Annotated in this window: 22 protein-coding genes, 1 tRNA gene and 1 other annotated feature; of the genes, 19 read left to right on the top strand and 4 right to left on the bottom strand. The window is 35.4% G+C overall.

Annotation, left to right across the window (positions count from 1 at the left end):
* Positions 1–721: 721 nt before the first annotated feature.
* From IGL48_RS03660 to IGL48_RS03670, 3 genes are read left to right on the top strand one after another with little or no spacing between them, the layout of a single operon-like run.
* Entirely contained in the window at positions 722–2,017 is a 1,296-nt protein-coding gene (locus IGL48_RS03660; protein WP_048949482.1) for a hypothetical protein, read from the top strand.
* Positions 1,974–2,495: a hypothetical protein gene (locus tag IGL48_RS03665; protein ID WP_002364676.1), complete on the top strand. Its 522-nt coding sequence runs from the start codon at positions 1,974–1,976 to the stop codon at positions 2,493–2,495. Before IGL48_RS03660 ends, IGL48_RS03665 begins: the two co-directional genes overlap by 44 nt.
* Positions 2,492–3,055 carry a hypothetical protein gene (locus IGL48_RS03670; protein ID WP_002364675.1) on the top strand — a complete coding sequence of 188 codons (564 nt, stop codon included), beginning with the start codon at positions 2,492–2,494 and terminating at the stop codon, positions 3,053–3,055. Before IGL48_RS03665 ends, IGL48_RS03670 begins: the two co-directional genes overlap by 4 nt.
* 956 nt (positions 3,056–4,011) lie before the next feature.
* On the opposite strand, the gene IGL48_RS03675 is transcribed toward IGL48_RS03670, so the two are convergent.
* Positions 4,012–4,085: transfer RNA gene (locus IGL48_RS03675), tRNA-Arg, on the bottom strand.
* 172 nt (positions 4,086–4,257) lie between these two features.
* Positions 4,258–4,333 (top strand) — a sequence feature (ribosomal protein L21 leader region).
* 19 nt (positions 4,334–4,352) lie between these two features.
* Here IGL48_RS03675 and rplU point away from each other — a divergent pair.
* From rplU to psiE, 4 genes are all read left to right on the top strand, one after another.
* On the top strand, positions 4,353–4,661 hold the full coding sequence (rplU, locus tag IGL48_RS03680) for a 50S ribosomal protein L21 (protein ID WP_002355866.1): 309 nt from the start codon (positions 4,353–4,355) through the stop codon (positions 4,659–4,661).
* Between the two features lie 32 nt (positions 4,662–4,693).
* Positions 4,694–5,038: a ribosomal-processing cysteine protease Prp gene (locus IGL48_RS03685; RefSeq protein WP_002355867.1), complete on the top strand. Its 345-nt coding sequence runs from the start codon at positions 4,694–4,696 to the stop codon at positions 5,036–5,038.
* A gap of 12 nt (positions 5,039–5,050) precedes the next feature.
* Positions 5,051–5,338, top strand: coding sequence for a 50S ribosomal protein L27 (gene rpmA / locus IGL48_RS03690; protein ID WP_002355868.1), 288 nt, complete (start codon positions 5,051–5,053; stop codon positions 5,336–5,338).
* Between the two features lie 199 nt (positions 5,339–5,537).
* Positions 5,538–5,990 (top strand): phosphate-starvation-inducible protein PsiE, encoded by a 453-nt coding sequence (gene psiE / locus IGL48_RS03695; protein ID WP_002355869.1) that lies wholly within the window; start codon positions 5,538–5,540, stop codon positions 5,988–5,990.
* Positions 5,991–6,060: 70 nt separating this feature from the next.
* On the opposite strand, the gene IGL48_RS03700 is transcribed toward psiE, so the two are convergent.
* The gene (locus tag IGL48_RS03700) at positions 6,061–6,876 is read right to left on the bottom strand and encodes a metallophosphoesterase (RefSeq protein WP_010824483.1); all 816 of its coding nucleotides are present in this window, start codon (positions 6,874–6,876) and stop codon (positions 6,061–6,063) included.
* Positions 6,877–7,047: 171 nt separating this feature from the next.
* Here IGL48_RS03700 and IGL48_RS03705 point away from each other — a divergent pair, with 171 nt between their 5' ends.
* The 11 genes from IGL48_RS03705 (at position 7,048) to recN (ending at position 16,181) form a co-directional block, all read left to right on the top strand.
* Positions 7,048–8,112, top strand: coding sequence for a M24 family metallopeptidase (locus IGL48_RS03705; protein WP_010824484.1), 1,065 nt, complete (start codon positions 7,048–7,050; stop codon positions 8,110–8,112).
* 13 nt (positions 8,113–8,125) lie between these two features.
* On the top strand, positions 8,126–8,446 hold the full coding sequence (locus IGL48_RS03710; RefSeq protein WP_002355872.1) for a MazG nucleotide pyrophosphohydrolase domain-containing protein: 321 nt from the start codon (positions 8,126–8,128) through the stop codon (positions 8,444–8,446).
* Positions 8,447–8,778: 332 nt separating this feature from the next.
* Positions 8,779–9,210 (top strand): Asp23/Gls24 family envelope stress response protein, encoded by a 432-nt coding sequence (locus tag IGL48_RS03715; protein WP_002355874.1) that lies wholly within the window; start codon positions 8,779–8,781, stop codon positions 9,208–9,210.
* On the top strand, positions 9,203–9,655 hold the full coding sequence (gene nusB, locus IGL48_RS03720; RefSeq protein ID WP_002355875.1) for a transcription antitermination factor NusB: 453 nt from the start codon (positions 9,203–9,205) through the stop codon (positions 9,653–9,655). The genes IGL48_RS03715 and nusB overlap by 8 nt, the downstream gene beginning before the upstream one ends.
* A 103-nt stretch (positions 9,656–9,758) precedes the next feature.
* Positions 9,759–10,604 (top strand): bifunctional methylenetetrahydrofolate dehydrogenase/methenyltetrahydrofolate cyclohydrolase, encoded by an 846-nt coding sequence (locus IGL48_RS03725; protein WP_048949282.1) that lies wholly within the window; start codon positions 9,759–9,761, stop codon positions 10,602–10,604.
* Positions 10,605–10,613: 9 nt separating this feature from the next.
* Positions 10,614–11,960: an exodeoxyribonuclease VII large subunit gene (xseA, locus tag IGL48_RS03730; protein ID WP_048949281.1), complete on the top strand. Its 1,347-nt coding sequence runs from the start codon at positions 10,614–10,616 to the stop codon at positions 11,958–11,960.
* Between the two features lies 1 nt (position 11,961).
* The gene (locus IGL48_RS03735) at positions 11,962–12,192 is read left to right on the top strand and encodes an exodeoxyribonuclease VII small subunit (protein WP_002355878.1); all 231 of its coding nucleotides are present in this window, start codon (positions 11,962–11,964) and stop codon (positions 12,190–12,192) included.
* The gene (locus IGL48_RS03740) at positions 12,192–13,073 is read left to right on the top strand and encodes a polyprenyl synthetase family protein (RefSeq protein WP_002355879.1); all 882 of its coding nucleotides are present in this window, start codon (positions 12,192–12,194) and stop codon (positions 13,071–13,073) included. The genes IGL48_RS03735 and IGL48_RS03740 overlap by 1 nt, the downstream gene beginning before the upstream one ends.
* A 13-nt stretch (positions 13,074–13,086) precedes the next feature.
* The gene (locus IGL48_RS03745) at positions 13,087–13,902 is read left to right on the top strand and encodes a TlyA family RNA methyltransferase (RefSeq protein ID WP_048949280.1); all 816 of its coding nucleotides are present in this window, start codon (positions 13,087–13,089) and stop codon (positions 13,900–13,902) included.
* 138 nt (positions 13,903–14,040) lie between these two features.
* Positions 14,041–14,490 carry an arginine repressor gene (locus IGL48_RS03750; protein WP_002355883.1) on the top strand — a complete coding sequence of 150 codons (450 nt, stop codon included), beginning with the start codon at positions 14,041–14,043 and terminating at the stop codon, positions 14,488–14,490.
* 17 nt (positions 14,491–14,507) lie between these two features.
* Positions 14,508–16,181 (top strand): DNA repair protein RecN, encoded by a 1,674-nt coding sequence (recN, locus tag IGL48_RS03755; RefSeq protein WP_010823474.1) that lies wholly within the window; start codon positions 14,508–14,510, stop codon positions 16,179–16,181.
* Between the two features lie 91 nt (positions 16,182–16,272).
* Here recN and IGL48_RS03760 read toward each other — a convergent pair whose 3' ends face one another.
* Both IGL48_RS03760 and IGL48_RS03765 read right to left on the bottom strand, forming a co-directional pair.
* Positions 16,273–16,383 (bottom strand): DUF4044 domain-containing protein, encoded by a 111-nt coding sequence (locus IGL48_RS03760; protein ID WP_002383399.1) that lies wholly within the window; start codon positions 16,381–16,383, stop codon positions 16,273–16,275.
* Positions 16,384–16,450: 67 nt separating this feature from the next.
* A complete protein-coding gene (locus tag IGL48_RS03765; RefSeq protein WP_002383400.1) occupies positions 16,451–17,416 on the bottom strand; it encodes a magnesium transporter CorA family protein in 966 nt (321 codons plus the stop codon).
* 244 nt (positions 17,417–17,660) lie between these two features.
* Here IGL48_RS03765 and IGL48_RS03770 point away from each other — a divergent pair, with 244 nt between their 5' ends.
* Entirely contained in the window at positions 17,661–18,053 is a 393-nt protein-coding gene (locus IGL48_RS03770) for a DUF3397 domain-containing protein (RefSeq protein WP_002383401.1), read from the top strand.
* The last annotated feature ends 182 nt before the right edge of the window (positions 18,054–18,235 follow it).

Below are 18,235 nucleotides of genomic sequence, written 5' to 3' on the forward strand. Positions count from 1 at the left end.
ACTAAAAAATATTTTTTAGATACTTTTTAATAGTTAATTACCCATTAAAGAATTTTCGTGTTGTTTGAGAGGTGTTTTTTGGAAAAATAATACATTGAAACGTTGATATAATAATAATCTGTTGGTTTTGTCAACAAGTAGAAAAATATTAATTTTATTGACTTTTGAAGAGGTCATTTTTTAGTTTGATTTGGTGGGAATTTTGAGATAAATATAAAAATTAAATTAATTTCTTTAATCCTTTTTGGCAATTGTCCTATTTATTGTCCTTTTTTGATTTTTTACTTGGTATTAAAAGATTGTCATAATATAATTGTCTTGTAGGCTTCTCAATTTATAATGTGAACCTATTTAAAAATATTCTGGAAAGGGGAATTAAGTGAATTGCAACAGTAAAAAATTACAATAAATTGATGAGGATTTTAGATTTAAGAACAAGGTTACTGGGTGAAACATAATGATAAAAAATCTTTAAGTTCTACTTGAATTGCTTCTTTTAAATGCAAAATTATATGAACTTGGAGGTATATGCAAACGCATTTAGAATAGAAGCAATTGTAGATTTTTCTAATAGAGAGGTTAAGATAATCTTGTAAATAGTACATTGCATAATGGAAAATAGGATTTTACTAGAGGAGAATGATTATACAACGCAATCTACATAGTCCTTTGAGAAAATTACTATTTTAAACATTAATTATAAAGAGGAGTGCATGTTTTTATGTTAGATGTATCAGAAGCTATTAAAAAGCAGACTAAAGAAACTATTGTTCCATTCTATTTTTATGACAAGTTAGATGATAAACAAATAAATACTTTATTGGAAAATATTGGTTTAAAAGTTTCTGGAGGAAAAGAAGCTAAGGTTTATCGTCTGTTTTCTTTTTTACAAAATGAGAAGGAACTAAGTAGCGAGTTATCGGATTGTTTAAATGATTTTTTCCTAGATACAATTAAATATACCAGTAATAGAATTATGATTGAAGTTCCAATCAAGTTTTCTAATAATTCTATATCATTGAAAAAAAATACTTTATTAGCAAATGTTAGAGAATTAGAAGTCAATCACATAATGAGTCTAATAATTAATCCTGAAAATAATATTCTGGTTAATGATTTGAGTGGAGAGTTTAAATTAATTTATAGGCATGCAAAATTTGATGGAGCTGATGTAGAACAGATTGAGCTAGCATATGTTAGACACGTTGAATATGCTATAAAAAATGGAAACAATATAAAAAAAGTAAATAAGTATGAATATGTGTGGTGCGACATAAATATTTCTAAGGCAGAATTAAAAATATTCATATCCAATAACAGAAAAACAACAGATGATAAACAAGAAGACGGAACTATACATTCAATGAAGGAGTTTTTCTCAAATAAGTTATCTAAAGAATTTGATTTTCGAATAGCTTCTGTTAATGACAGCCAAACTCTTTTTAAAATTTATAGAGAGCTAACTTCAGAAACAGAAAATAAGTATAGTGCTATGGTAACACCCTATGAACCAATAATAAATGATTTTGTAGAAGAAATGAAAAATAATTTAAATATTGAGGATAACGAAGATATTGATTTAGCTAATAGAATTACTAAGCTTTTAGAAAGAAATTTAATTCAAAAAGATTTTGAAAAAATACGTAAAGACCCTCAAGCTGATGGGAGAGTTATCAGCTTGGATTTTCATGATGGAACAGGTAGTAGTGTTAAGGCAACTACAGGTGGTGTAAAGCATACAGATGATGGATTAGTATTATTAGACATGCAAGATAGTGATGTTTATTTTGACACTAAAGAAACGATTTATTCTTTAAAGAGTTTAGGGATTTTGGTTGTTGAATGGAATGCTATTCGTGATTTTCCAAAACTTGAGGATAGATATCAAAAACCAAAAGCAACCTACATTGCTTATAAGGATTACTATGTATGCTCTATAAATAGAATAAATCTTAATAAGGAGATTAGTGATTATGTACTATCAAAGTTTGAAAGATATAGAAATTTGCCTATCTAACTCAAATAGAACTGAAGATAAAATGATAGCAAAATATGTTTGCGAATTGGACGAGTGGCTGATTTCAAGGCCTACAAGATATAAAAATAGATTGAATCCTTTGCAATTTTCATTTGATAATAATATCAGTATAGAAATAGTTGAATATTTATTTGAATTAGGATTAGAGAAAAATTTATTTGAAGTCTATTACGAAGCTGAGACTGATTTTAAGGAACCATTAGGGCTTATTACTCAGGATAATTTCGATGAGTTAATTGAAAAAGGCAACATAAAAATTGAACATCCATTTAAAGATGAAATTTGCTTAATTAATATAAACAACGTTGAAATTTTATTTTCACTAAAAGAGAGACCCACTAAAATTTTGGATTTTAAAAATTTTCCATCAAAAAAAGCTATAGCCCCTGCCTACACAGGGGATAAAGCAGGAGAAAGTTTACGTGAAGCACTACTCAATAGGGGGACTAGGAAATGAATAAAAAAACTTTAGAGTTGAGAACATTAATTTTAACAGCTATAGTATTGACCCTAACTATTGTATCAATTATAGGAATGATAATTTTTTTTAATAAGGTAACCAGCGAAAAGCAAGCTAATTTTTATTTTGATGTTTGTTTATCTTTTATTACATCGTTATTCTCTGCAATGATAGCTTATATAGTAGCAGTTATTCAGGTTAAATCCTCTTTGAATTTGGAAAAAGAATCTAATTTAAGGCAGAATATAAAGGATATTGGGCTAATTCTTATCGAAATGGAAGACAATATTGAGGTTTTGGATATATCAATCAATTGTTTAAAAGAAGAACCTGATGAAACCATATCAGAAAATCAATTTTCTTCAGATATGTGGGAAAGATTAATCAATAAGATTGATATTCCAAATGATTTAATGGCAGACTTTCTAAGAGTAATGAAAAAGAAAGAGTTGATTTTTTGTAATGAGAAAGTTAGTTTACAAGAGTTAACAGACTTTAAAAAAGAGTATATGGAAATATATAATAATTTAGAAAAATTAAAGCAACAATTTAATTGATATCTTGGAGTGTATTAGTTTAGCAAATTATAAGTGTGAGCTGAATTTATCTTAAACTAAAAATTACCATTTACAAATACTAGGATACGTTTTTTTATAGGTAATACTATGGCTAATTTTTCTGATAAATTTTATCTTTCAAAAGAATTAATGTTTAAATTATCTGGCGGTTCAGATGCAATGATTGAATATGACTTTTCTTATTAATAGATTGACATTGTTCATTTAAGTGATAAATATGAACAATGTTAAATAATAAATTCATGCCTATCCTTATATATCTTTCTTGGATGTAAAAAAATTTTGTGCTAAATTTATTGATTCGGTACTATCTGAAAATCAAAGAAAACATGAATATTATGCTATTTTATAGAAAGTCTTTTTTTTATCAAAATTCGATGAGAGGGGACTTTTTAATGAATTACACTGATATAGCGTTTTTATTTTTATCTTGTTATAATTAATATGAGATATTTCTTTTTGCTATTATGTTTATAAAGAAATTTTATCCTTTAGCAATCTTATTTAAGTATTTAATTCTGAGGTATTAAATAAAAAATAGAGTAAAACATTAAGTAATTAGAGGTGGATAATTTACCCCACCTTTTTTCTTCGTTAATAAGTAGTATTAAAAGTTTTGAGGGTTGAAAAGGTGGTCTAAAAATTTTTGAGTACAGCAGGATAGAGCATCCGCCTTCTATAGGACTGGTCGGTCGAACTAAACAATCATTAATAAAGATAAAATTGCTCAAAGTCGAGCTACTAAAAGCATTTAAAAGTACAAAATAATCACTATACAGAAAAATTAAATAATGTTAATATGGTCCAAAACGTGAGGGATACTCGTTCCCAGTTCGAATCCTAGTTCGTCTTCACGATAACAAAAAATATACAAAAAAACCTACCAAAATAGCTGAAAAAAGCTTTTTTGGTAGGTTTCAATACTAAACCCTTTACGTCACAGGAGGGATTCGAACCCCCGACCGTCCGCTTAGAAGGCGGATGCTCTATCCTGCTGAGCTACTATGACAATAGTTGTAACACAACAAAGCTAATTATAATGGAAGTAGTGTTAGAAAGTCAATCGGAAATTTAAATAACAGAAGAAGTTTTTTTGGAGAGAGAAAGTGAAGAAAATATAGAGTTTATATTGACGAGGTTTTCTGGTTCTGTTATTATAGTTAGTGTTGTAATTGTGGTCTCCACAGCTACAACCGCACAGAACAAGTTTTTAAGCATGAGTAATCATCACTTGGGATGGCGAGTCTAAGTCTAGAAGAAGGAGGTGCTGTATAGCATGTACGCAATTATCAAAACTGGTGGTAAACAAGTGAAAGTTGAAGTAGGTCAAGCAATCTACGTTGAAAAATTAAACGTTGAGGCTGGCGAGAAAGTTGTTTTTGACGAAGTTATCTTAGTAGGTGGCGAATCTACAAAAGTTGGTGCGCCAACTGTTGCAGGCGCAACTGTTGAAGGAACTGTTGAAAAACACGGCAAACAAAAGAAAGTCGTGACTTTCCAATACAAACCTAAAAAACACTCTCACCGTAAACAAGGTCACCGTCAACCGTATACAAAAGTTATGATCGAAGCAATCAACGCTTAATCTCTCTTGTTGACAGGAAAGAAGGCCTATCAATGATTAAAGGTTCTTTTAAACGAACAGGCTCCGGCCGAATCGTTTCATTCGAATTAACCGGGCATGCTGAAGCAGGTCCTTATGGCAGCGATGTGGTTTGCGCGGCAGTTTCTGCCTTAGCAATTAGCACAGTCAATGGGATTGATGCCTTAGCAGGTTTTGAACCGATTGTCGAAGTTGATGATGTAGAAGGTGGCTACCTTTATGTCGAGATGTTAACAACTGTCAATCAGGAACAAAAAAATATTGCCCAAATTCTATTAGAAAATCTTTTATTAGGTTTACAATCAATAGAGAACGAAAATACTGAATTTATTCAAATAAAAACAATCACTGAGAAATAGGAGGTGCAGACTATGTTATTGACTATGAATTTACAATTATTTGCCCATAAAAAAGGTGGCGGTTCTACATCAAACGGCCGTGACTCTGAATCTAAACGATTAGGCGCTAAAAGTGCTGATGGCCAAACAGTTACAGGTGGTTCAATTTTATACCGTCAACGCGGAACTAAAATTTATCCAGGTGTGAACGTTGGAATCGGTGGCGACGATACGTTATTTGCAAAAGTTGACGGTGTGGTACGTTTCGAACGTAAAGGCCGCGACAAAAAACAAGTATCAGTTTATCCAGTAGCTAACTAATACGATTAAAAAGCTGAATCTGCGGATTCAGCTTTTTTTGTCTTGCATAAAGGGTTAGCCGGAAAATAAAGAAACGTCTCAAAATAAAAAAAATCTCACATTGGGTTTAACTGCTTGTCTGACAAGGTTAATTGATGATATATTTAATGTAATAACAAGCATGTTATAAAATAATTGAGTCAAAAGAAAGAAGGGTATTATGCAGAAGAATTTTAGTGTAGTAAAGAAGTACGTGAATTTGATTTTGGATATTGTATTAGGGATTTTAGGAGTTTTCTTATTAGTATTTATGGCTAGTTATTTAGTTGACCTCGCTACATATCTCATGAAGCCAATGACGCCGGATAATTTTTCAGTTATCATGCAAGAAATTATTTCATTCTTTATGTTATTTGAGTTTATTATGATGATTCTTCGCTATATTCAAGAAGGACACCATATTCCGATTCGTTATTTGATTTTAATTTGTTTAACCGCAATTTTACGTCAATTAATGGTTGCACATGGCGATGGCTTGCAGACTTTATTGTTATCTTTATCAATTCTTTTACTAGTGGTTGTGCTATTTATTCTCGGGTTAAATGGCAGCAAATTTTATACGCTAGGAAAAGCGAAAGTAGAAGAAGATCACGAGCAAGATTTTCATCATTAATCGAACATAATCAAAGACCGTCCAACGTGAGAATTTTTCTCTAACGTGGGGCGGTCTTTTTAATGCATAGTTAAATAGTTAACTCAATCAGTTCAATCGTGGGTAAGACACCAAAGCGTGCGCTGATTTTAGTGGTTCCGATTCCTGGGTGAACAATTAGCGGCGTTTCATCTTCTAAATGATAAAGCCCATGTGTATATTTTTTAGCAAGCTGATTTTTGTAAGTGAAAAAAGGCAAGCGAATCTGTCCGCCGTGACTATGTCCTGCTAAAATGAGGTCAATGTTTTTGTTGACTGCTGAGTCTGCGACATCTGGCTCATGGGTTAGTAGCAGAGTGGGCGTTCCAGTAGGGCGGTTGACTAAAGCTGCAGCTAAGTCGGTTTGTCCATATAACGAATCTTCTAAACCAGCGACGTACAAGGAGATGCGGTGTGAGACAGGCAGTAATTTGCCCGTGTTTTTTAGTACGGTAAAGTCGGCAGCTTCTAAGATTGTTTCGTAAAAATTGGTATCTAACCCGCTATACTCGTGGTTGCCATAAATAGCGAATTTGCCATAAGGGGCGTTAATTTTACGGAAAAGTTGACTCACTTCATCCTGAATTTCGCTACCGAAACGGGCATAATCATCAAATAAGTCTCCTGTAAAAACGACTATGTCTGGTTGTAATGTATTTGTTTTTTCAACAATCTGTTTTAAGGCCTTCACAGAATAATTCTTTTTTAAATGAATATCAGAGAGTTGGACAATCCGTAAGGTTTTCCCTGATTCTGTTACTTTAATTTGATTTTTGTGTATGACTAAGCAGTTAGGTTCAATAAAAAAACTATAGCTTAAAATGCCGATAATAATGAAAAATAGTGCCAGAAATAAATAAACGTTCATAATTTCCTCCTTGAAGTCGCTAAATTAGTTTACTACAAAAGTGTTAAGCAAAAAATAAGGAAAGGTAAAATTTTCAGTAAACTTTCTCGATGAAGTTTTTTGGTGATTCATGCTTTTCTGAAGCAAATTTGCTATAATGAAAAATGAGAAAAAAGAAAGAAGGTCGAACCAATGATGGCAAGAGTCGAAAAGCTACGGGAGTTAATGAAAGAAAATAATTTACAAGGATTTTTAGTGACAAGTCCGTATAATTTACGTTATTTAACCAATTTTACTGGGACAACAGGCTTGGCAATGATTACATTAGATAAAGCTTTTTTTGTAACGGATTTTCGTTATACGGAACAAGCTGCGGAACAAGCAACTGGTTTTACTATCGTTAAAAACACAGGACATATTTTTGACGAAGTAGCAGATTTAGCTGAACGTTTGCAATTAGATAATTTAGCTTTTGAAGAAACGCAAGTTAGTTTCGCTGATTATAGCTTATTGGAAGAAATTTTACCATGTGAATTAGTTCCTGTAATGGGTTTGATTGAAGAATTAAGAGAAGTGAAAGATGAAGAAGAAGTAGCGATTATTGAAAAAGCGTGTGCCATCGCGGATCAAGGATTTGCCTTTGTCTTAGAGATGATTAAACCTGGAATGACAGAGATTGAAGTGGCTAATCAATTAGATTTCTTCATGCGTTCAAAAGGAGCCAGTGGTGTTTCTTTTGAGACAATTGTGGCCAGCGGTCTACGTTCAGCGATGCCACATGGCGTTGCTAGCCATAAAGTCATCGAAAAAGGTGAGTTAATCACTTTAGATTTCGGTTGTTATTATGAAGGCTATGTTTCTGATATGACACGGACATTCGCTATTGGTAGTATTCAGCCAAAACTAAAAGAAATTTATGAGATTGTTTTAGAAGCACAATTAAAAGTGTTAGCAGAAGCTAAACCTGGGTTGACGGGCATTCAATTAGATGCGATTGCACGGGATCATATTGCTTCCTATGGCTATGGCGATGCGTTTGGCCACAGTACTGGTCATGGCATTGGATTAGAAATTCATGAAGGACCAAATGTTTCATTCCGAGCAGATAAACAGTTTGTACCAGGGAATGTGATTACGGACGAACCTGGAATTTATTTGCCAGGAATTGGTGGCGTGCGTATTGAGGACGATTTATTAATTACTGCTGAAGGTAATCGTGTATTAACACACGCGCCAAAAGAATTAATCATTTTATAAAGGTTGGGAGAACATGGATATCCAAGAGTATCAGCGGTTTATTAGCGCGTTTTATAAAAAACGTAACTGGTATCAATATGATCCGTTTATTCGTTCCAACTTTTTAACAGAAGAAGTCGGCGAAGTTTGTCGAGCCATTCGGACAATTGAAATTGGCCGTGATCGACCGGATGAAACAGTTTTGGCGGATGAAGAGAATCTGGAAAACTTAACGGAAGAGTTAGGCGATGTGTTGGATAATTTATTTATTTTAGCGGATAAATATGACATCTCTTTAGAAATGATTATGCAAAAGCATCGGACGAAACTAATGGAACGTTATCCTGAAGAATAAAGACGTAAAAATAAGAAAGCCAAAATTACTTGGTCTTTCTTATTTTTACGTCTAAAGGCTTGAATTAGAAATTTATGACAAGAAATTATCTGTTCTTTTAGTCAGAACTTAGCTTTTCTGGTAGCGAAATAGGCTAATTAATGATAAACTAAGAACGAGTATTGATAAGCAAAATTTGGACGTTCTTTCACAACTAACTGAAGAAACCAGTGTTGTTTTAATTTTTAAGAATCATCCGTTGCTTAAAAGAGAATCCTTAAGAGACTTAGTGATTCATCAAATAAATCGTTTATTTAACGATTTTGTGCGTAATAGATAAGGAGGACAACCAAATGTCAGAAGAAAAAAATCTTGTAATCAATGCAAACGATTCTTTAGGAGAAATCGTGATCGCTCCTGAAGTCATTGAAGTAATTATCGGAATCGCTGCTTCAAAAGTAGAGGGCGTTTATGGGATGCGTGGCACGTTTGCCAATAATGTGAATGAATTATTAGGCCGTGCAGCACACGGCAAAGGTGTATATTTACGAACAGAAGAAGAAGGCTTAAAAGTCGATATCTATTGTTACTTGAACTACGGTGTTTCTGTGCCAAAAGTTGCATTAGAAATGCAAGACCGTGTGAAACAACAAGTCTTATTTATGACAGATATTGATTTAGTTGAAGTGAATATTCATGTTGTAGCGGTAGTACCTGAAAAAATCCCTCAACCAGACTTAAATGAATTATTCCCAGAAGATGAAGATGGAGAAGAGAATGAGTAAAACAGAATTAACCCGTCACGAGATTCGTGAAAAAGCGCTCCAAGCCCTTTTTCCTTTAGATTTTAATGCTGATTTAACCAAACAAGATGCCATTGATTATGCATTGGCTTATGATAATCGGGAAATCGTCAGTGAAGATGGCGAAGACCTAGTCCCTACGTATTTAGATTTACTTGTCGGCGGTGTGTGTAGCCGCAAAGCAGAACTAGACGAAGTGATTACGAACCATTTAGGTAATAACTGGTCTATGCAACGCTTAGCAAAAATAGATATTGTTATTTTACGTTTAGCTATTTTTGAAATGCTATACGTTTCAGATGTGCCAAACATTGTGGCATTAAATGAAGCCGTTGAGTTAAGTAAAAAATACAGCGACGACCGTTCACGTAAATTTGTTAATGGTGTGTTATCAAATGTAATGAAAGAAATTGATTCAGAGGCGTAAGCTCTGAATCTTTTTTTACTATCTAACTGGTGTTAAGATACTGGGTTATATGCTAAAATAAATACTATTAAAGAAGTAAAGAAACAATAGAGGGAGCGAAGGAATGAGTACAGTAATTAACGGTCGTGAATTAGCAGATCAAATGCAAGCAGAGATTCAAAAAGATGTAGAAAAGATGACACAACAAGGCATCCAACCAGGATTAGTTGTTTTATTAGTTGGGGAAAATCCTGCCAGCCAAACGTATGTGAGAAATAAAGAACGTGCAGCAGCCAAAATTGGCATTCTGTCAAAGGTCGAAAAACTGCCAGAAACTATTTCAGAAGAAGAATTATTGGCTGAGATTGACAAATATAATCAAGATTCACGCTTTCATGGCATTCTTGTACAACTACCTTTGCCAAAACATATTGATGAAGAAAAGATTTTATTAGCGATTGATCCCAAAAAAGATGTAGATGGGTTCCATCCAATGAATTTAGGCCGTTTGTTTGTAGGCAAACCTGAAATGATTCCTTGCACGCCGTATGGAATTATGAAGATGTTTGAAGCCTATGATATTGATTTAACAGGTAAACGTGCGGTGGTTATTGGTCGAAGCAATATTGTTGGCAAGCCAATGGCACAATTATTGTTAATGAAAAATGCGACCGTGACGATTGCCCATTCTAAAACTGAACATTTAGCAGAAGTTGCAAAAGAAGCGGATATTTTAGTTGTAGCAATTGGACGCGGGCATTTTGTCACCAAAGAGTTCGTGAAACCAGGTGCGGTAGTGATTGATGTGGGTATGAATCGCAATCAAGAAGGAAAACTGATTGGTGATATAGCATTCGATGAAGTTTCTGAAATTGCAAGCTATATCACGCCGGTTCCCAAAGGTGTTGGCCCAATGACGATTACCATGTTAATGTATCAAACAGTCGAGGCAGCAAAAAAACAAAAGTAAGGTGAAAAAATGACGCAACAGTATTTAACAGTAACAGCCTTAACGAAGTATTTAAAACGTAAATTTGATGCAGACCCTTACTTAGGACGTGTCTATTTAACAGGTGAAATTTCGAACTTTCGCTTCCGAGCGAACGCGCATCAGTACTTCAGTTTAAAAGATGACCATGCGAAGATTTCTGCAATTATGTTTAAATCAGCCTTTCAAAAATTGAAGTTTCAACCAAAAGAAGGCATGAAAGTCATGGTGGTGGGGCGGATTTCGCTTTATGAAAACAGCGGCTCCTATCAAATTTATATTGAACATATGGAACCAGATGGTGTAGGTGCACTTTATCAAGCATTGGCAGAATTAAGAGAAAAACTAGGAAAAGAAGGACTTTTTGAAGGGCCTAAACAACAGTTGCCTCGTTATCCCAAACGAATCGCTGTGGTTACAAGTCCTAGTGGTGCTGTTATTCGGGATATCATTACGACAGTTAAAAGACGGTATCCGATTGCACAACTGGTCCTTTTTCCAACCTTGGTCCAAGGCGAGCAGGCGGCGGATGACATTGTGCGGAACATTCAGCGAGCCGATGCGCAAGGCGATTTTGATACGATGATCATCGGCCGTGGCGGTGGTTCAATCGAGGATTTATGGCCATTTAATGAAGAAAAAGTGGCTCGAGCCATTCATGCTGCCACCACACCGATTATTTCATCGGTTGGTCACGAAACAGATGTGACAATTGCCGATATGGTAGCAGATGTTCGTGCAGCAACGCCAACGGCAGCAGCGGAACTAGCGGTACCAGTTTTAAATGAAGAACTATTAAGAATTAGTGAACGGTGTAGTCGTTTAGAACAAAGCTTTTTATATCTCTTACAACAACGAACAGAACGTTTCCAACGACTACAAAATTCTTATGTGTTTAAGCAACCTGAGCGACTTTATGAAGGTCAAACGATTAAATTAGATCGAATGACGCAACGTCTTTTCCAAGCAATGACAACGATTCATCACCAAAAACAACGTCAAGCCCAAGGAATTATCGCTCAATTGCAACAACAGACACCAAAGGGACAATTAAGAGAAAGTCAGCAACAATTGGCATTTTTACAACGAAACTTGCAAACACAAATGACACAATTGTTCCTAAACAAACAAAAGCAATTCACGTCTGCTGTTCAACAATTAGACTTACTCAGCCCACTCAAAATTATGGGTCGAGGATATAGTTATACTACAAAAGAGGACCGTGTCGTTAAAACTGTTACCGAGTTACAGCCAGCAGATCAATTAACGATTCATTATGCTGACGGTACAGTTCAAGCAAACGTCGAAACAATAACAGCGAAAAAAGAGGAGTTTTAACATGCCAGCAAAAGAAAAAACGTTTGAAGAATCATTAAATGCCTTAGAAGAAATCGTTCAGCGCTTAGAACGAGGAGATGTTCCTTTGGAAGAAGCCTTAGCTGCCTTTCAAGAGGGCATGGCATTAAGTAAACAATGTCAAGATACATTGGAAAAAGCGGAAAAAACTTTAACGAAAATGATGACAGAAAACAATGAAGAAATTGTTTTTGAAGAGAGCGAGGAAGCGTAATGACGAATTTTAGTCAACAGCATTTACCGTTGGTTGAAAAAGTCATGGTCGATTTTATCGCAGAATATACTGAAAATGAGCGTTTGAAAGAAGCAATGCTCTACTCAATACACGCAGGTGGCAAACGATTACGCCCATTATTAGTGTTAACAACAGTGGCCGCTTTTCAAAAAGAGATGGAAACACAAGACTATCAAGTGGCTGCCTCTTTAGAGATGATTCATACGTATTCATTAATTCATGATGATTTACCAGCAATGGATGATGATGATTTACGTCGTGGCAAACCAACCAATCATAAAGTGTTTGGTGAAGCGACTGCCATTTTAGCAGGGGACGGCTTATTAACAGGTGCATTTCAGTTACTTTCTTTGAGTCAATTAGGCTTAAGTGAAAAAGTTTTACTGATGCAACAACTGGCAAAGGCAGCGGGGAATCAAGGCATGGTTGCCGGCCAAATGGGTGATATTGAAGGAGAAAAAGTCAGCTTGACTTTAGAAGAGTTAGCGGCTGTTCATGAAAAGAAAACTGGAGCGCTAATTGAATTCGCCTTAATTGCCGGGGGCGTATTAGCCAATCAAACAGAAGAAGTCATTGGTTTACTGACACAGTTTGCGCATCACTATGGCTTGGCTTTTCAAATTCGTGATGACTTATTAGATGCCACAAGTACAGAAGCAGATTTAGGTAAAAAAGTAGGCCGAGATGAAGCGTTGAATAAAAGTACGTATCCAGCTCTTCTAGGGATTGCTGGCGCGAAAGATGCGCTAACACATCAATTAGCAGAAGGTAGCGCTGTTTTAGAAAAAATCAAAGCAAATGTTCCCAACTTTTCAGAAGAACATTTAGCAAACTTGTTAACTCAGTTACAATTGAGATAGAAAGAAGGCACTTATGAAAAAAGAACGCATTGATGTCTTGGCGTTTAATCAAGGACTATTTGAAACACGAGAAAAAGCCAAACGTAGTGTGATGGCTGGTTTGGTTTACAATGATAAAAATGAACGTTTAGATAAACCAGGGGAAAAAATTTCTGTGGAGACACCCTTACATACTAAGGGCCAAGTAATGCCTTATGTTTCTCGTGGGGGCTTAAAACTAGAGAAGGCACTAAATGTTTTTGCAATCAACGTTCAAGGCAAAACAATGCTAGATATTGGTTCCTCCACAGGTGGTTTTACCGATGTTGCTTTACAAAATGGGGCTCGTTTGAGTTACGCTTTAGATGTTGGCTATAACCAACTAGCATGGAAAATTCGGCAAGATGAACGCGTGGTGGTAATGGAACGTACCAATTTTCGCTATAGTAAACCTGAAGATTTCACTGAAGGGGTGCCGGATATTGCAACGATTGATGTTTCCTTTATTTCATTACGCTTAATTTTGCCACCTCTTCATGATATTTTGAAAAAAGGCGGTAGTGTGGTGGCGTTAATTAAGCCGCAATTCGAAGCTGGCAAAGAGTTTGTTGGGAAAAAAGGAATCGTGCGTGATCCAGAAACCCATCAAATGGTTGTGGAGGAAATTACACGCTTTGCCATGAATAACGGTTATGATGTGAAAAACTTAGATTTTTCACCAATCACTGGTGGCGAAGGAAACATTGAATTTTTGGCACACTTAGTTTCTGTTGAAGGAGAAGGATCCTATCAAGCAACAGAATCCATTGAAGAAGTTGTCGCGCATGCGCATCAAAAATTAGCGGAATGATGAGAAAAGTTAGAAGAAAGAAGTGGACGCCTATAGGTGAAAGCTTCTTTTTTGTATAAATCTAGTAATTCATCTTTTAAAATGCATAAAAATAAGCTATGATGAGGGCAAGAGTAAACTGAAAAGGAGAGCGGCGCCATGAGAAAGCAAGATAGACACCGTTTAATTACACGTTTATTGACTGAAAAAAATATTCAAAAGCAAGAAGATTTTGTCCACTATTTACAAGAAAAGGGCGTAGCTGTTACACAAGCAACGATTTCTCGCGACATTAAAGATATGAAACTGATTAAAGTTCCTTCTGCAGAAGGGGGTTATCGATATAGCCTTCCGTTAGAAACACAAGCTAATACGAGTGCTAAACTTGCAAAGCTTTTAAAAGATGCCTTTGTAGCTGCAGAACAAATGGAAAAATATGTCGTATTACGAACCATTCCTGGCAATGCAGCGGCGTGTGGTAGTTTAATCGAAAAGAATTACCAAGAGAAACTTTTTGCCGTCATCAACGATGATGATAGTGTTCTCATGATTGCACGAACTGAGGAGGCGGCAGAAAAACTTCATAAAGAGCTGCTAAGCTATCTATAAAGAATGAGGTGAACAAGATGTTACAAGAACTTTCCGTGAAAAATTTTGCGATTATCTCTTCGTTACAATTAGAGTTTCAAATGGGTATGACCGTTTTAACGGGAGAAACGGGTGCGGGGAAATCCATCATTATTGATGCAATGGGATTACTCACAGGCGGACGCGGCTCCAGTGACTATATTCGTCAAGGAGCAAATAAATGCACCTTAGAAGGACTTTTTTCAATGCCGAAAAGTCAAGAATTAAAGCAATTATTAGAAGAATTAGGTATTGAAACAGAAGAAGATTCTTTAGTGATTCAACGAGATATTTCCGCTTCTGGTAAAAATGTTTGCCGTGTCAACGGACGGATTGTCAACATTACTAATTTAAAAAGAATTGGGGAATATTTAGTAGATATTCATGGCCAAAATGAACATCAAGAATTGATGCAAAGTGAACGCCATATTGATATGTTAGATGAATTTGGTGGGAAAAAACTTTTAGCAGTCAAAGAAAAATATACACAGGCATATCAAGAGTATCGCGCACTCGAAGCCAAAGTCAGAAAGCGACAAAAAAATGAAAAAGAATTTGCCCAAAGAATGGACATGCTTCATTTTCAAAGTGATGAAATTGCTAGTGCACAGTTAGTCGCTGGCGAAGAAGAACAATTGTTAGAAGAACGCAATAAACTGAACAATTTTCAAAAGATTGCTGATGCACTGACGATTAGTTATGCCGCGCTAAATGGTGAAGACGATAGTAGTTTGGATAAAATCGGAACAAGTATGAATGAACTCGCTTCGATTGAATCCCTTGATCCAGAATATAAAACATTGTCAGATACTGTTCAAAATGCCTACTACTTACTACAAGAAGCTAGTGGAGATCTTTCTAGGTTGATTGATGGCTTAGAACTAGACGAAGGTCGCTTGAATGAAGTAGAAAATCGTTTGGAATTAATCCGTCAAATGAAACGTAAATATGGTGATTCGATCGAAACGATTTTATCTTACTATGAAGAAATCACCAAAGAGTTAGCAGAGGCTGATTTTTTGGAAGGTGGTACAGGTGACTTAGAAGCGTTGCTTGCAGAGAAACAACAAGCCGCTCATCAACAAGCATTAGCTTTACGAAAAGAACGAAAGCGCCTAGCCAAAGAGCTTGAACAACAAATTTTAACCGAATTAAAAGAACTATATTTGGAGCGAACTGAATTTGAAGTCCGCTTTACAGAACTTGAGCATTTACAAGAAAATGGCTTAGATGGAGTAGAATTTTATATTACTACTAACCCAGGGGAACCATTAAAACCGTTAGTTCGGGTGGCTTCTGGCGGAGAACTTTCGCGAGTGATGCTGGCTATGAAAACAATCTTTTCTCAAACGCAAGGGATTACTAGTATTGTTTTTGATGAAGTAGATACAGGAGTCAGTGGCCGAGTAGCACAGGCGATTGCCGATAAAATTTATCAAATTTCAGAAAATTCGCAGGTGTTGTGTATCACGCACTTGCCACAAGTGGCGGCCGTTGCTGATGAACATTATTTTATTGAAAAAGAAATCGTGGCGGGTCGGACAGAAACAAGCGTCCGAATTTTATCTGAAAAAGAGCGAGTAAACGAAATTGCGCGTATGCTCGCAGGAAGTGAAATTACGAAATTAACCATTGAACATGCACAAGAGCTGTTGGCGATGGCGAAAAAATAGCCGCTCTATTTGAGCAAGTAAAAAAAACAGCCCCTTCAATTGATAGAAGGGGCTGTTTTTTTACTTTTAATGTGTGAAAAAGTTCTCCAGTTTAAAGACTAAGAATCGCTGTTAAAACAGTTGAACCTACAATTGCGATCAGCATTAGCCAAACCACGACTTTCGTGATTTTTGAAAAGCGACTTTGTTCTTTGTCGTTCATAAATGACACGTCCTTTTTAATTTCTGCTAATAGTGTACAACCTTTTCCTGAAAACAGCAACCTAAAGTTATAAGAGATTCTTTTTCTTTAAAATTCGAATACTAATTACGCAGATTAAGGTAGTGATGGCAAAAATAATCCAAAAGGAATATTCATGCTCTGCAAAAGGGAGTTTCACATTCATGCCGTAAATTCCTCCGATGATGGTCGGAATGGTCAGGACAATTGTTAAGGATGTTAAAATTTTCATGACATTATTTAAGTTATTTGAAACGATTGCTGAAAAAGTATTACTAATGTTATCAACTAATTTTAGTTGTATTTTAGTCGTATTCAGTCCTTGTTCTAGTTCAATCAGAATATCCCTTAAAAATGGCAAATGTTTTTCTGGATGATTAAAAATTTCAGCGCTATATAAACGTTTTAATACTTTTAAATTATCCGTTAAAGCTGCTTCAAAATAGACTAGACTTTTTTGAATGTCCATAATCTGATACAATTGACTATTTTCTGTGGCTACTTGGAGCTCTCCTTCAAGTTTGTTGGTTTGTTGGATAAGTGCTTGTAAGTTTTTATTGAAGGAAAGGGCCATCTTCCATGAAAGGGCTAAAATTAAGGCCTTCTCAATAGAAAGATCTTGATGCGTGAACGCCTCTTTTTGAATCCCATGAACGATGTCGTTAGGCCCATTGCTAACAGTAATTAGTTTGTTATCGACGGTTGCGATTAAAGCAATCGGCACCGTTTCTACTTGCAGATAGCCACTAGGACTGATACTAGCTTTGGGATAACGAAATAAAAGTAACGTAGGCGTTTGTAATTTTTCGTGGCGGAAACCTTCCACTCGAGCATTTTCTTCATCATCTAAAACGCCGGTAAGATAATCTGTTGGTAAGTGGTATTGATTGACGAGACGTTCGATTTCTTCTTCTGTAGGAGATTCTACCGAAATCCAACTTAGGGCTTCATCGTCTGGTGAACAAGGTTCAAAATAGTCATTTTTCAATAATAAATAATTAATCAAAAGATTCACCCCGAATCAACATTTTTTGTTCTAAATCCATTATAATAGAAGTATGACACAATACGAGAAGAAAAGCTTATAAAAAACATTCAAAAATAAGTGGCCGCGATAGTTGAGGCCTCGTTTTGAAAATGGTTTGATAAGTAATCCGTTTTTTATATGAAAAAGCAAGCAAAAAGGGCTTTTAGCACATATATTTAAACGAAATGAAACATCTGTGTAACGTTGATGAAGTATAGTTATAGCAGGTGGAATGAAAGGATTTGTTGAGAGAATGGTGTCGTTTTCGGCAATAATGTTATTTTGGTATATTTTTCCGGTAATTGTGCTCTTTGCGTGCAATTTTCTCGTGTCCACTTTTTCCCTAACGGAACGTTGGAAAATAAAAGCACCGGATTTGGCCATTCCGTTTTTATTCATAGGGATCCATGAGTTATCCAAAGATAGTTATGATGAATCGATTATGCCGTATTTTGTGATTTCTATTTTGTTATTAGGAGTCGCTGTTGCCCTGTTTCAAGCTTATTATTATGGAGAGATTTTATATAGACGATATTTCAAGATGTTTTGGCGGTTGACGTTTTTACTAACGTTTGTGTTGTATGTGTTGCTTATCTTGCTAAATATCAGTCATTATCTACTGTAATAAAGCGTGGAGACAATAGGGGAAATACGCTGTGGGAAAATGTCCCCCACAACTCCCCACTCCGTGGGGTTTTTTTGTTATTTGTGGGGTTATTTTATAAAAAACATAGTAAAAACCTTGTTATAATAACATTTTTTGTTGGGTGATGCTTGTTACATAAAACCCTGTAAATATTACAGAAA

Origin of the sequence: Enterococcus sp. DIV1090 (assembly GCF_050537975.1) — a bacterium.
GTDB classification, from domain to species: Bacteria; Bacillota; Bacilli; order Lactobacillales; family Enterococcaceae; genus Enterococcus; species Enterococcus faecalis.

What these genes read in the sequence shown, in the direction of transcription:
- IGL48_RS03660 (WP_048949482.1), top strand. Translation starts at nt 722, where the DNA reads ATGTTAGATGTATCAGAAGCTATTAAAAAGCAGACTAAAGAAACTATT.
- IGL48_RS03665 (WP_002364676.1), top strand. Translation starts at nt 1,974, where the DNA reads ATGTACTATCAAAGTTTGAAAGATATAGAAATTTGCCTATCTAACTCA.
- IGL48_RS03670 (WP_002364675.1), top strand. Translation starts at nt 2,492, where the DNA reads ATGAATAAAAAAACTTTAGAGTTGAGAACATTAATTTTAACAGCTATA.
- rplU (WP_002355866.1), top strand. Translation starts at nt 4,353, where the DNA reads ATGTACGCAATTATCAAAACTGGTGGTAAACAAGTGAAAGTTGAAGTA.
- IGL48_RS03685 (WP_002355867.1), top strand. Translation starts at nt 4,694, where the DNA reads ATGATTAAAGGTTCTTTTAAACGAACAGGCTCCGGCCGAATCGTTTCA.
- rpmA (WP_002355868.1), top strand. Translation starts at nt 5,051, where the DNA reads ATGTTATTGACTATGAATTTACAATTATTTGCCCATAAAAAAGGTGGC.
- psiE (WP_002355869.1), top strand. Translation starts at nt 5,538, where the DNA reads ATGCAGAAGAATTTTAGTGTAGTAAAGAAGTACGTGAATTTGATTTTG.
- IGL48_RS03700 (WP_010824483.1), bottom strand. Translation starts at nt 6,876, where the DNA reads ATGAACGTTTATTTATTTCTGGCACTATTTTTCATTATTATCGGCATT.
- IGL48_RS03705 (WP_010824484.1), top strand. Translation starts at nt 7,048, where the DNA reads ATGATGGCAAGAGTCGAAAAGCTACGGGAGTTAATGAAAGAAAATAAT.
- IGL48_RS03710 (WP_002355872.1), top strand. Translation starts at nt 8,126, where the DNA reads ATGGATATCCAAGAGTATCAGCGGTTTATTAGCGCGTTTTATAAAAAA.
- IGL48_RS03715 (WP_002355874.1), top strand. Translation starts at nt 8,779, where the DNA reads ATGTCAGAAGAAAAAAATCTTGTAATCAATGCAAACGATTCTTTAGGA.
- nusB (WP_002355875.1), top strand. Translation starts at nt 9,203, where the DNA reads ATGAGTAAAACAGAATTAACCCGTCACGAGATTCGTGAAAAAGCGCTC.
- IGL48_RS03725 (WP_048949282.1), top strand. Translation starts at nt 9,759, where the DNA reads ATGAGTACAGTAATTAACGGTCGTGAATTAGCAGATCAAATGCAAGCA.
- xseA (WP_048949281.1), top strand. Translation starts at nt 10,614, where the DNA reads ATGACGCAACAGTATTTAACAGTAACAGCCTTAACGAAGTATTTAAAA.
- IGL48_RS03735 (WP_002355878.1), top strand. Translation starts at nt 11,962, where the DNA reads ATGCCAGCAAAAGAAAAAACGTTTGAAGAATCATTAAATGCCTTAGAA.
- IGL48_RS03740 (WP_002355879.1), top strand. Translation starts at nt 12,192, where the DNA reads ATGACGAATTTTAGTCAACAGCATTTACCGTTGGTTGAAAAAGTCATG.
- IGL48_RS03745 (WP_048949280.1), top strand. Translation starts at nt 13,087, where the DNA reads ATGAAAAAAGAACGCATTGATGTCTTGGCGTTTAATCAAGGACTATTT.
- IGL48_RS03750 (WP_002355883.1), top strand. Translation starts at nt 14,041, where the DNA reads ATGAGAAAGCAAGATAGACACCGTTTAATTACACGTTTATTGACTGAA.
- recN (WP_010823474.1), top strand. Translation starts at nt 14,508, where the DNA reads ATGTTACAAGAACTTTCCGTGAAAAATTTTGCGATTATCTCTTCGTTA.
- IGL48_RS03760 (WP_002383399.1), bottom strand. Translation starts at nt 16,383, where the DNA reads ATGAACGACAAAGAACAAAGTCGCTTTTCAAAAATCACGAAAGTCGTG.
- IGL48_RS03770 (WP_002383401.1), top strand. Translation starts at nt 17,661, where the DNA reads ATGAAAGGATTTGTTGAGAGAATGGTGTCGTTTTCGGCAATAATGTTA.